Here is a 12,242-nt window from a genome sequence, read left to right as displayed (position 1 = left end):
TTCATCGACGAGTAGCCGCCGAGCTTCGCTCGGCGGCGTTCGTCGGTGGGAGTTGTTCTGCCGCTCCGCCGCCGGGGCGTAGCCCGGCGGCTATCGACGAGGGGACGCTACTCTTCGTCGGAGCGTAGCGTCGCCAGCACGGTGTAGTCTTCCAGGGTCGAGGTGTCGCCCACCGACTCCTTGCCCGCGGCGATGTCCTTCAGCAACCGGCGCATGATCTTCCCGCTGCGCGTCTTGGGGAGCGAGTTGGTGAAGCGGATATCGTCGGGTTGTGCGAGGGCCCCGATCTGCGTGCGGACGTGCTGCTTGAGCTCTTGCCGGAGCTCGTCCGATGGCGCCGAGTTGCGGAGCGTCACGAACACGGCGACCGCTTCTCCCTTGAGCTCGTCGGGCCTGCCGACCGCGGCGGCTTCGGCGACCGCCGGGTGCGACACCAGCGCGCTCTCGATCTCGATCGTGCTGAGGCGGTGCCCCGAGACGTTTAGCACGTCGTCGATGCGCCCCATGATCCAGTAGTAGCCGTCCGCGTCACGTCGGGCGTTGTCGCCGGCGAGGTACCGGCCGGGGGCCTTGGTCCAATAGACCTCGCGGTAGCGCTCGTCGTCGCCCCAGATGCCGCGGAGCATGCCGGGCCAGGGCTGGGTGATCGTGAGCCAGCCCCCAGGGACCTCGGTCTTGTCGCCCGCCTGCTGCTTCGGGTCGTCCGCCACCAGGTCGGCCCCGCTGGAGATGATCTTCGGCACGACCCCGGGCAGCGGCACGCAGCAACTGCCCGGCTTGGTGGCGATGGCGCCCGGCAGGGGGCTCATCATGATGCCGCCGGTTTCGGTCTGCCACCACGTGTCGACGATCGGGCAGCGCTCGCCGCCGATGACGCGGTGGTACCACATCCAGGCCTCCGGGTTGATCCCTTCCCCGACGGTGCCCAACAGACGCAGGCTCGAGAGGTCGTGCATCTTGGGGAGGTCTTCGCCCCACTTGATAAACGCCCGGATCGCGGTTGGCGCCGTGTAGAAGACGCTCACCTTGTGCCGCTCGATGATCTCCCAGAACCGGTTCTGGGCGGGGTGGTTGGGGGCCCCTTCGTACATCAGCACGGCAGCGCCCGCCGAGAGGGGCCCGTACACCACGTAGCTGTGCCCGGTCACCCACCCGCAATCCGCGGTGCACCAGAAGACGTCCTCGTCGCGGTGGTCAAAGACCCACTGGAACGTCTTCTTGACGAACAGGTTGTAGCCCGCGGTGGTGTGCTTGATCCCCTTCGGCTTGCCGGTGGACCCCGACGTGTAGAGGATGAACAGCGGCGCCTCGCTGTCCAGCGGCGTGGCGGGGCAGTCTTCGCTGGCCTCGCGCATCAGGTCGTGCCACCAGTGGTCGCGGCCCGGCTCCCAGTGAACCGCCTCATTCACGCGGTCCAGCACGATGCAGTGCTTGACCGTGGGGCTCTTCTTCAGCGCGTCGTCTACCGTCTGCTTGAGCGGGAGCGCCCGCCCCCGCCGCCACGCGGCGTCGGCCGTGATCACCATCACTGCTTCGGCGTCGTTGTTGCGGTCGGCGATCGCCTCGGCGCTAAAGCCCGCAAAGATCACCGAGTGGACCGCGCCGATCCGCGCGCACGCGAGCATCGCGATCGCCAGCTCGGGGGTCATCGGCATGTAGATGGACACCCGGTCGCCCTGCTGCACGCCCAGACCCTTGAGCACGTTGGCGAACTTACAGACCTGGCGGTGAAGCTCTGCGTAGGTGAGCGTCCGCGTGTCGCCCGGCTCTCCTTCCCAGATGATGGCGGTCCGCTCGCCGCGCCCCGCGTCGAGGTGCGCGTCGAGGCAGTTGTAGCTGGCGTTGGTCTTCCCGCCGACAAACCACTCGGCCACCGGCTCGTTCCAACGCAGGGCTTCGGTGAACGGCTCGAACCAGTGCAGTTCTTCTCGGGCGAGCTCCGCCCAAAACCCGGGGAGGTCGGCGGCCGCGCGGTTCCAAAGCTCTTGGTACTGCTCAAGCGTGCCGATCTGGGACTTCGTCGCGAACTCTGCCGGGGGGGGAAAGAGGCGAGACTCGTGCATCACCGAATCGAGCTGGCCGTGAGACTGCGACATCAATCGTCCCGAGGGTTCGACAAGAGAATTCAGACTAGCAGAGCAGCGATTGTCACTTGTGACCGCCCGACTTGTCAAACTTGGGCCGGGCGTCGGAAGGCGGGGGCAACCGCCGAGCAGGCCACGCGTGCAGTGAGGCGCCGCGTACGGAGCAGGTTGGGGGGCGATAACGGGATTGGACCGCCCGATCCGGAAAAGCAAGTGGTGGCGGCCTGGTAGGTTCTGGCCCGCGATTCTAGCGAGGGTTCACTGTCCGTCCGTGGCGTCTTCCCCGGTGATCAGCCGAGCCGAGCGGTCGTAGGTGAAGTAGCTCCAGCCCCACTGCATCAGCACTAGCAGACGGTTGCGGAACCCCGTGATCTTCATCACGTGGATAAACAGCCACATGAGCCAGGCAAAGAACCCCGAGAAGCGAAGCCTGCCAACCTCGGCCACGGCCGCGGCGCGTCCGATCGTGGCGATGCTCCCCGGGTCGCGGTACTTGAACGGCGCCAGCGGTTCGCCGCGGAGGAAGCGTTTGACCTGCGCCGCGGCGTGGCGGCCCTGCTCGATGGCCACCGGCGCCACGCCGGGCAGCGGCTTCGGGCCGTCGTGCTTGAAGCTGGCCATGTCGCCGATGACCAGCACCTCGGGCCGGCCCGGGAGCGTCAGGTCTGGCTCGACCGCCAGCCGGCCCCCTCGGTCTTGCTCCAGCCCCGCCGCGGAAGCCAACCGATCGGCGAGCGGAGCTGCGCGGACCCCCGCGCTCCACAAGACCGTGTGCGCCTCGATCCGTTCGTCTTGGTCGCCGCTGCGCACGTCGACCCCCTGCTCGTCGATCCCGGTAACCATCACCCCGGTCCGCACCGTGACGCCGAGCCGGCGGAGCGACTGCTCTGCCTTGGCCGATAGGTCTTCCGGGAACGCCGGCAGCACACGCGGGCCCGCCTCAATCAGCAGCACGCGCGCCTCGGCCGGGTTGATCCGGCGGAAGTCGTGCTTCAGGCTATGGCGGGCGATCTCGCAGAGCGCGCCGGCGAGTTCAACACCGGTCGGGCCGGCGCCCACCAGCACGAACGTGAGCCACGCGCGCCGCCGGTCGGGGTCGTCCTCGCGCTCGGCCGCCTCGAACGCCGAGAAGATACGCCGCCGCGTTTCGGTGGCGTCCTCCACGGTCTTCAGCCCCGGGGCCAACGCGGGCCAGTCGTCGTGGCCGAAGTAGCTGGTCCCGGAGCCGGCCGCCACGATCAGGATGTCGTAGGGGAGCTCCTGGTCCGTCAGCCTCACTCGCTTCTGATCGAGATCGAAGCCGGCGACCTCCCCCAGCACCACGTCGCAGTTCTGTTGCTTGCGGAAGATCCACCGCAGGGGCGCCGCGATGTTGGCCGGCGAGAGCGCGCCGGTCGCCACCTGGTACAGCAGCGGCTGGAAGAGGTGGAAGTTGCGGCGGTCGACCAGCGTGACGTCGACATCCACCCGACGCAGCTTCTTCGCCGCGGCCATGCCGCCGAAGCCGCCGCCAATAATCACTACCTTGGGGCGTGGCGTGTTGCTCATGTCGTCGTCTCAAACAGGGGCAGCCGACTAGGGGGTGCGGGTGGCCTGTGGATCGCCATACGCTTTCATCCGCGGCTCGACCGTCAGCTCTGGGAGAGCCGCTGGACCGCTGCTCCCCCGAGCAGGCTGTGCGTCTGTTCCAGCCAGCCGCGGACCTGGTCGGCAAACGGCGAGTTCTTTACTGCTTTGGCGAACGCTTCGTCGGGGATCGCGCCCAACCCCGCTGCGCTCAGCCCCGGGAACCAGTGGCCGCCGTTGCCCAGCAGGTTGTAGCGCATCTGGCCGTATTCGACGAGGTCGTAGGCGAGCGCCAGGTTGCGGAGCCACAGCATGGTCTTGAAGTTCATGTAGCCCGGCGCGCTCTGCCAATCGGGGAGCCCCTCGGCGTACCGCTGAGCAACCTCGGGGCCGACCGCGTCCGCCATCGCTGCGTCGAGCCTGGCGACGATCGGCGTCAGCGTGTTGGCGGCGCCCTCGAGCAGGGGCGGCACCCTCATCTGCAAATCGAAGTCGCTCGGCCGCGCGGCGCCCAGGCTGAGCGTGTGCACCTGGGGCCTTGCCAAGCAGAACAGGCAGTTGAAGACGATCGGGTGCAGCGGGCCGCACAACTCGACGAGCCGATCGCTGGGCGAGTTGAGCATCCCCCCTTTGTTGACCGGGCTAATGATGAACACCCCGATGTCGCGACGCGTTGCTTCTTCGATCGCCGGCCAGTTGTTCTGGAAGATGTAGTACCAGTGCAGGTTGACGTAGTCGAACCCGCCGTTGACGTCGGTGCGCAGCGTGTCCAGTATTTGAGGCAGGGAGCCGTGGGTAGAGAACCCCACGTGGCGGACCTTGCCCTCGGCCTGCAACTGGCGGGCGACCTCCAGGCAGCCGCCGGGCCGCACCGAGTGCCAGTGCGCCTCGTAGGTATTGATGCCGTGCAGGCCGAGTAGGTCGATGTGTTCGAGGCCGAGCCGGTCGAGCGACTCGTGCACGTGCTGCCGGAACAGCTCGGGGTCTGCGCAGGGGGCGATCTTGGTCTGTACCACGATCTTGTCGCGTGGCAGCGTCGGCAAGATCCGGCCGAGCTGCCGCTCGCTGCTGCCGTAGCCGCGGGCGGTCTCGATGTGGTTGACGCCCAGCTCCAACGCGCGGCGCACCACCGCCTCGAGGTTCCGCTGGTTCTCTTCTTCCACGTCCTCTAACGGCAGGTCGTCCCACGACTGCTGGTAGCGCATCCCCCCCAAACTGAAGACGGGCATGCGGATTTCGGAGCGTCCGAAGCGGCGGTACTGCATGCCGCGAGGGTAGATGCACGAGCGCGGCCGATCAAGCGCCCCCAGAGCTGGGCCAGCGCGTGAGAGCCGGGGGCGGACTCAGCTGCTGACCAGCACCTCGCGCTCCACGTACCGGGGGGCGAGGGCCCCGTACTCGAACTCCAGCATCCTCGAGCCGGGCGTCAGTTCGCCGTACTCGGCGGCGATGTCCTCGCCTTCTTCTTCAGCCGCTTCTTCGACGAACACTTCCGGCTCTTCGATGGCCTCGACTTCTGCGACTTCTTCGAATGGCGCCTCCTCGACGTCCACCTCTGCGCCGAAGCGATCGGGCAGCCGGCGGCAGTCGACGTCGAGGTCCTGGAACATCGACCACACGTGCTCGTGGCAGGTGAACACCAGCAACTGGTGCCCGTCGCGGGCGAAGTCGCTCAGCACCTGGGCGGCGATCCGCGACCGGCCTACGTCGAAGTTCACCAGCACGTCGTCCAAGATCATCGGCAGGGCGACGCCCCGCCGGGCGTACATGGCGATGAGCGCCAGGCGGATGCTGAGGAAGAGCTGCTCGCGCGTGCCGCGGCTAAGCACGTCCACCGGCAGCGAGTCGCCGGCGTCGTTGTCCACCACGAGCACGTCGCTCGCCAGCGGCGTCCAGATGCGGGTGTACCGCCCCTTGGTGAGCCGCTTGAGGTACTCCGACGCCTCACGCAGCGTTTCTGGCTGCCGGTTGGTCTCGTAGTCGCCGCGGACCTCCTCCAGCACCACGCCCAGAAGCGCCTGCTCTCGCCAGGCGGCCGCGGCGCGTGCTAGCTTCGTCTCCACGCAGCCGAGCGCGAGCTGCTTGTCGGCGAGCGTGACGTCCTCGGCCAGCGCCTTCTGCTCTTGTTCCGCGGCCCCCCGCCGGGCGGACAGCTCGTCCAGCTTGGCGCCGATGGCTTCGTGCTCGGCCGTGAGCTTCTCCCACTGCCCCTCGAGCCGCCCGATAACCCCCTCGGCCATCATGGGGGCGTAGTCCTCTTCGGTGCTTGCTTTGCCCATCGCGGCCGCGATCTCGCGGGTCAGCCGGTCGCGCTTCTCCGTCTTCTTCGCGGCGGCGGCGAGGTCTGAGGCCAGCCGACGGTAGGCTTCTTCGTCCTCCACCCCGGCCTGCTGGAAGACCGTCTCGCGCCGCTGGCCGAGCGTCTCGGCCGACTTGTGGTGCTTTGCTTCCTTCTCTTTGATCTCGCGTGCGCGGTCCAGCAGCTTCTGGCGGTGGTCGATGCGCGACTGCTGCAGGCGTCGCTCGCTCAGCAGGGCGTCGAGCTGCTCGACGGGGGTCGCCTCCTCGATCACCAGGTCCGCCTCTTCGGCGAGCGCGACGATCCGCTGCTCGACCGCGGCCAGTTCGCGTTGCCGGCGATCGATCTCTTCGCGGCGGTTCTGGGCCTGGAGCTTGAGCTGGGTGAGCTGCTCGTACTGGCCCGCCATGATCTTCAGGTCGCTGGCCAGCAGCTTCTCGGGCAGGCCGAGCGCCCGCAGCCGGCCCTGCCACTCGCCCAGCGCCTTGGCGACGCGCTGCTTGGCCGATTCGTACTGCTGCTCGGCGGAGAGGACTTCTTGGTCGGCGGCGCGGCGTTGGTTTTCTACCGGGGCCATGTGCTCGAGCTCGGCCAGGTGACGCTCGGCGCTCTGCAGGTGGATCACCACGCTGCCGTCGGTCATCGGCAGCTCGACGTCGAGCTTCTGCTTGTCTCGCTTGGCTTCTTCGAGCTGGCGCTCCACCACCTCGAGCTGGCGGTGCGCCGCGTCGAACTGTTCCTCGGCGGAGTCGTGCAGGAAGTAGCTCACCAGCAGCGAGATCACCGAGCCCATGATGCCGATCAGCGCGACCCATCCCCCCCACTCGCCAAACGCGGAGGTGGGGTACCACCACCACACGCCGCACATCACCACGCCCAGCACGAACACCCCGCCCAACAGCGCAAACAGCTCGATGGGCATCACCTGCCGGTCGAGCAGCTCGTGCGACTGGTTGTCGAGGTCCATCACGTGGCGCTGCGCCTGGTCGATCCGCTGCTCCACCTGCACGCGGCGACGCAGCCTGGCCACCAGGTCGCCGGCCTGCTTGAGGTCGGTCGGCAGCCCCAGCTTGTCGCCCGCGGCGCGGGTCGACTCGATCTTGGCGCGGTACTTCTGCTCGCTTCCGCGCCGGAGGTCGAGCTCCGCCTTGACCGTGTCCAGCTCGCGCTCCGCGGCCGCCAGGCTCACGGCGTGGGGCTCGAGGTCGTCCACCATCGCCTGGGTGAGGTCGGGGGCGTGCTTGAGGTCGCCGGTCCACAGCCGCGCGAGGCGGTTGTTCTCGCTGGTTAGGCGTTGCTCGAGCTGCTTGGCCTCCTCGCCAAGCTCGGCGCCCTGCCGCTGGAGCGACTCGACCCATTCCTTCTGCTCGGCGAGCGCGTCGAGCCGGCAGCAGTTGCGCACCAGCGCCTGGTTCACCCCCAGCTCCTCGGACTCCGCCAACAACTGCTTCCGCTGCCCGCGCAGCACGTCGCGCTGTCGGCGGTGTTCCTCGATCTTGCCGTTGAGCTCGTCGAGGTCGGCGATCGCCCCCTCTTTGAGCGCATAGAGCCCGGCGTACTCCAGCAGTTGGTCTTCGACGTTCGCGCGTTCGATCCACAACGGCTTCAGGCCGATCGCGATCTCGACCCGCCGTGCGGTCCGCTCCGACTGCTTCTGCTCCGTGCGGGCCGCCTCGATCTGCTCGTCCAGTTCTGCGCACTCGACCGCCAGCCGGCTCCAGCGGCGGCCCTGGGCGATCAGGTCGGCGATCTCGGTCTGAAGCTTCTCACGCTCCGCGGTCAGGCGGGTGATCTCGGAGCGGTTCTCGTCCGGGGAAAGCAGCTTGCCGCGGGTGGTCCGCAGGCCCTGGATGACGTCGTACAGCGACACCCGGTCGAGGCCGGAGGTGAGCCGGTAGATCCACTGCGCGGCGTCGGTTCCGCTGAGCGTGCCGAGTTCCTGGATCTCGTCCAGCCCGACGGCAAACACGTTGTTGAAGGTCGCCTCGTCGACCGCGTCGAGCGACTCGCGCAGCAGCCGGTCTCCCTGCGATTCTCCGCCGGGCAGGTAGACGGTCACCTTGCCGGTGTCGTGGTCGCCGCGGTCGGCGTAGCGGGTCGCCTCGAAGGGGCCGTCGTCGGTCAGCAGCCCCAGCCGTCCGCCGGGCCGGCCGCCGTTCACCGGCGGAAGGTAGCGCCAACGGCGGTAGTCGGTCATGCCGTACAGCATCGACCGCAAGAACTCCATCAGCGTCGTCTTGCCCGCTTCGTTGGGGCCGTAGAAGACCGTGATGCGCGGCGAAAGCTGCTTGAGCGGCAGGTCGTTCCAGACGCCGAAGCCGTCGATGTGCAGGTCGGTGAGCTTCATCGCACGAGGGGGATGGGGGTTGCGGTGACGATTTCAACCACGGACAGCGGGCTTCATCCGTGAGGTCCGTGCTAGCCGTGGTTAAGCTTCATCTACTTTGCGGCGAGTTCGTCGGAGTTCAGCAGCGAAGCCGCCAAGCGTTTGGCGCCGCGTAGCACCGCCGCGCGGTCGTCGGCGGTCTTGATCGTGGCCAGCTCCCTGAGTTCCGAGGCGTCGAGCCCGTTGGGCAGCAGCTTCGTGAGGTCGAGCGGCGTCTTCTCGTTGCGTTCCAGTTCGTGGAAGCTGCGCATCGCGTCGCCAAGAATCGTTTCTTGCTCGAGCCACTCGGCGGGGGTCTCGACCTCGGCGTCGGTGCAGACCTCCACGCTCCAGCAAGCGGGCTGCTGGCGGCCGTCGTACTTCTGCAGGTCGGCCAGCAGCTCGTCGGCGAGGGCGCCGGGGCGGAGCTGTGCGATCAGCGGGCCGGCGCCGCGGATGGTCCAGGTGATCAGGCAGTCGCGCCCTTGGTTCTTGGCGCGGAGCTTGTCGAGCCGCTCCTTGAGCCGGGCCAGGAGCTGGTCCTTGGTGACGGTGGCGGTGATCTCCACCGACTCGTCGATCCAGCGGACCGCGTCGCACGCCACGAAGCGGGTGGTGGTCTGCCCCGCTTCATCGACCTGGACCACCGAGCACCCCGCGGGGCCCGACTCCTTGGCGCGTCGCCCCTGGGGCGTGCCCGGGAAGTGGGCGATGCCCGGCTCGACGTCGACGGTGGCGCGGCGGTGCCGACCGCCGAGCGCCATGTAGTTCACGCGGTCCCCCTCTTTCCCGGGAGAATCGCTCGTGAGGTAGGCCACCCCCACGGTGTACCGGCCGTGGGCGTCGCGGTGGAAGCCGCTCGCGTCGACCGAGCCACCCTCGGCGCGGCTGATGCCCTGCACCCGGGCGACTACCTCGCCGCGTTTCGAGATGTCGCGTTGCTCGACCCGACCGACGGGAAACACGTGTACGTTGTCCGGCAGCGGCGTGCTGGGGGGCCAGGCCGCCGGGGGATCGGTCCGCCCGCCGGCCCAGAAGACCGGGATGCCGCGGGCCTGGAGCCGCTTGAACTGGGCGATCAGGAACACCATCGCCCGCGGGCCTGCCTTGACCGGGTCGATCACGTCGCCCGCCAGCAGCAGCGCGTCGGCGTTCTCGGCCAGCGCTGTCTCGAACACCTGCAGCGCGGCCTGAAAGGGGGCCTCGCGCAGCGCCTCGTGCAGGTGTTCGGGGATCTCCAACAGCCCCGAGAGGGGGCGTTCGAGGTGCAGGTCGCTGGCGTGAACGAAACGCAGCGGCGCGCGGCTTGTCTTAGATTCCGGCTTCGGTTCCGACATCAACGCCTCCATGCGCAGCGGCGCCATCGGCGCCTGGGCTTGCTGGGCAATCTACCCAGAAGGGGCTGCCGCACCAACTTCAACTTGCGGAAAATCCAGCCGGCGGTGCTAGCAAGGGTGCAATTCTCTCTCTCAGATAGAGAGAAATAGCGAATGACCAATGACCAAGCCTAAACGACCAAACTCGCGTTTGTTGGTCATTTAGGCCTTGGTCATTGGTCATTGGTCATTCACGCCATCGCCCTCCTGTCTGCCTCACCCCCGCGAGACTTCTTAGCTTCACCGGCGGCCTTGCCCCCGCGCGGCGGCCTTGGCGGCTCGGCCCGATTTGACCTCGGCGTAGCGCGGGTTGTCGGCCTGGCCGGTCATCTCGTACAGGAACCTGCTGGGGATGCTGTCGCGCGGCTTGCCCCACTTCCGGCGAGACAGGGCGAGCGTCAGCGTCAGGTCGTCCTGCGCCCGGGTCACGCCCACGTAGGCCAGCCGGCGTTCTTCGTCGATCGAGTCTTCGCCTGCTTCCAGGGAGCGCTTGTGGGGCAGGATGCCTTCCTCCATGCCCACCAGGTAGACGTGGGGGAACTCTAGCCCCTTGGCCGCGTGAAGCGTCATCAGCGCGATCGCGTTGCGCTTGAGCTGCGACTGCTTGTCGTCGGCGTCGTCGCGGCCCCCGACCGCCACTTCGTCGAGGAACTCCTGGAGGGGGGAGCCTGCGCCCCCCGGTTCGGCGGGCTTGCGTGGCCGGCGGCGTTGGCTGCTCTTAGATTGGAACGCGGCCGCGGCGTTCACTACTTCGTCCAGCGACGCCGTGCGCGTGTCGCGCTCGTCGGGGTCGGGGTAGAGCCGGGCGAGCTCGTGGAGGTAGCGGGTTTCGTCGATCACGCGGCGCACCAGGTGCTCCAGCGGGCGGTCCTGGTCTGCCTGCCAACCCTGCACCAGGTCGATCAGCCGCTGGGCGCCGCCGGCCGCGGCGTCGCTCACGCCGTCGATCATCCGGCAGCCCGGCAGCACGCGCCACAGCCCGTGGCCACGCGTCACGGCGGTCTGCATCAGCGCCTTGCGGGCCGCGTCGCCGATGCCGCGCGGCGGCGTGTTGAGCACGCGCAGCAGCGAGGGCTCGTCCTCTGGGTTGGCGATCAGCCGCAGGTAGGCCAGCAGGTCGCGCACCTCCTTGCGGTCGAAGAAGCTCATGCCGCCGATGAGGATGTACGGGAGCTTGGCCGCCCGCAATTCGGTCTCGAACGCCCGCGGCTGCTCGTTGGTGCGGAACAGGATAGCGATGTCCTTGGGCGCCACACGTTCGACAAACGGCGAGAGCTCGCCGGGGCTCGACCCGTCGGGCCGCCAGCCGCCGGCCAGCAGCTTGCCGCGGATGTCTTGCACCACCTGCAGGGCTTCTTCGGTTTCGTCCTTGCACTGCAAGATGCGGGGGCGCTCGCCTGGCTCGCGGGCGGGCCGCAGCACCTTGTCGTGCCGCTGGCGGTTGAACGCGATCAACGCGTTGGCGTAGCCGATAATCGACGCCCGCGAGCGGTAGTTTTCCTCTAGCCGCACCACCTTGGCGTCGGGCCAGTCCTGCTTGAAGCGGAGGATGTGCGTCACTTCGGCGCCGCGCCAGGCGTAGATGGACTGGTCGTCGTCCCCCACCACGCACAGGTTGCGGTGCCCCATCGCCAGGCCGCGGACGATCTCGTACTGGCTGTGGTTGGTGTCCTGGTACTCGTCTACCAGCACGTGGTCGAACCGGCCCGCCTCGTCGCGGCGGACGCTGGGGAACTTGGCGAACAGCTCTTCGGTGAGGTACAGCAGGTCGTCAAAGTCGACCACCGCCCCCTTCTTCAGGTTGTTCTGGTAGCGGCGGTAGGCGATGGCGGCCAGGTGTTCGCGGTCGGTCTCGGCCGCGCTGGTGGCGTCCTCGGGCCGCACGGTGCGCATCTTCCACCGGCTGATGTGCCCCAGCAGGTCGGCCGGCTTGAGCGAGTCGCCCGGGGCGCGGATCTCCCGCAACGCGGCCCGGGCCTGGGCTTCCTGGTCGCTGCGGTCCGCGATGGTGAACGCGGCCGGGTAGCCCAAACGCGTGATGTGGCGCCGCAGCACGCGGACGCAGAGTGAGTGGAACGTGCTGATCTCCGGCACGACCGGCTTGGGGGCGTTTCGGCCGCGTCCGGGGGGCTTGAGCAGGGCGCCGGCCCGCTGCTGCATCTCGCCGGCGGCCTTGCGGGTGAACGTGACGGCCAAGATGCGGTCGGGCCGGATGCCGCTACGCACCAGGGCCGCGATGCGGAAGGTGACCACGCGGGTCTTGCCGGTTCCGGCGCCGGCGAGCACCAGCAGCGGCCCGGAAAGGGTGGCCACCGCGTCGCGTTGGGCCGGGTTGAGGCCTGGATCTGGGGGCATTGGAGGGGCGCCGGAAAATTAGCGGGCCGGGAGCGTCAGCGCCCGGAGGATCGATGTCGGGTCGCAAAAAACTCCGGGCGCTGACGCGTCCGGCTCGCGACGAAGCGGGGGGCTCGCGACTGGGATTCTTGCCGTCGCCGGCAGGGGTTACACTGGCGGGTTCGGGCCGCCACCGTCGCGGCGAGCGATCATAATCC

6 protein-coding genes are annotated in these 12,242 nt (G+C 68.4%); all 6 read right to left on the bottom strand.

Annotated elements, in window-relative coordinates:
- Positions 1-107 precede the first annotated feature (107 nt).
- The 6 genes from acs to Pla175_RS22535 all read right to left on the bottom strand — a co-directional run bounded on the left by acs (position 108) and on the right by Pla175_RS22535 (position 12,045).
- The gene (acs, locus tag Pla175_RS22560) at positions 108-2,096 is read right to left on the bottom strand and encodes an acetate--CoA ligase (protein WP_145291007.1); all 1,989 of its coding nucleotides are present in this window, start codon (positions 2,094-2,096) and stop codon (positions 108-110) included.
- A 246-nt stretch (positions 2,097-2,342) separates the two neighbouring features.
- Positions 2,343-3,632: an NAD(P)/FAD-dependent oxidoreductase gene (locus Pla175_RS22555; RefSeq protein ID WP_197527076.1), complete on the bottom strand. Its 1,290-nt coding sequence runs from the start codon at positions 3,630-3,632 to the stop codon at positions 2,343-2,345.
- Positions 3,633-3,715: 83 nt separating this feature from the next.
- Positions 3,716-4,879 (bottom strand): aldo/keto reductase, encoded by a 1,164-nt coding sequence (locus Pla175_RS22550; protein ID WP_197527075.1) that lies wholly within the window; start codon positions 4,877-4,879, stop codon positions 3,716-3,718.
- A gap of 114 nt (positions 4,880-4,993) precedes the next feature.
- Complete coding sequence (locus tag Pla175_RS22545; RefSeq protein ID WP_145291002.1) at positions 4,994-8,296, bottom strand: AAA family ATPase; 3,303 nt, start codon at positions 8,294-8,296, stop codon at positions 4,994-4,996.
- A 92-nt stretch (positions 8,297-8,388) separates the two neighbouring features.
- Positions 8,389-9,651, bottom strand: coding sequence for a metallophosphoesterase family protein (locus Pla175_RS22540; protein WP_231954023.1), 1,263 nt, complete (start codon positions 9,649-9,651; stop codon positions 8,389-8,391).
- Positions 9,652-9,930: 279 nt separating this feature from the next.
- On the bottom strand, positions 9,931-12,045 hold the full coding sequence (locus tag Pla175_RS22535; protein ID WP_145290998.1) for an ATP-dependent helicase: 2,115 nt from the start codon (positions 12,043-12,045) through the stop codon (positions 9,931-9,933).
- Positions 12,046-12,242 lie beyond the last annotated feature (197 nt).

Origin of the sequence: Pirellulimonas nuda, from assembly GCF_007750855.1 — a bacterium.
GTDB lineage: Bacteria > Planctomycetota > Planctomycetia > Pirellulales > Lacipirellulaceae > Pirellulimonas > Pirellulimonas nuda.
Note: the sequence above shows the minus strand (reverse complement) of the source record. Positions and strands in the feature narration are given on the sequence as shown.

Coding starts and splice junctions, on each gene's coding strand:
- acs (WP_145291007.1), bottom strand. CDS start 2,096: ATGTCGCAGTCTCACGGCCAGCTCGATTCGGTGATGCACGAGTCTCGC.
- Pla175_RS22555 (WP_197527076.1), bottom strand. CDS start 3,632: ATGAGCAACACGCCACGCCCCAAGGTAGTGATTATTGGCGGCGGCTTC.
- Pla175_RS22550 (WP_197527075.1), bottom strand. CDS start 4,879: ATGCCCGTCTTCAGTTTGGGGGGGATGCGCTACCAGCAGTCGTGGGAC.
- Pla175_RS22545 (WP_145291002.1), bottom strand. CDS start 8,296: ATGAAGCTCACCGACCTGCACATCGACGGCTTCGGCGTCTGGAACGAC.
- Pla175_RS22540 (WP_231954023.1), bottom strand. CDS start 9,651: ATGTCGGAACCGAAGCCGGAATCTAAGACAAGCCGCGCGCCGCTGCGT.
- Pla175_RS22535 (WP_145290998.1), bottom strand. CDS start 12,045: ATGCCCCCAGATCCAGGCCTCAACCCGGCCCAACGCGACGCGGTGGCC.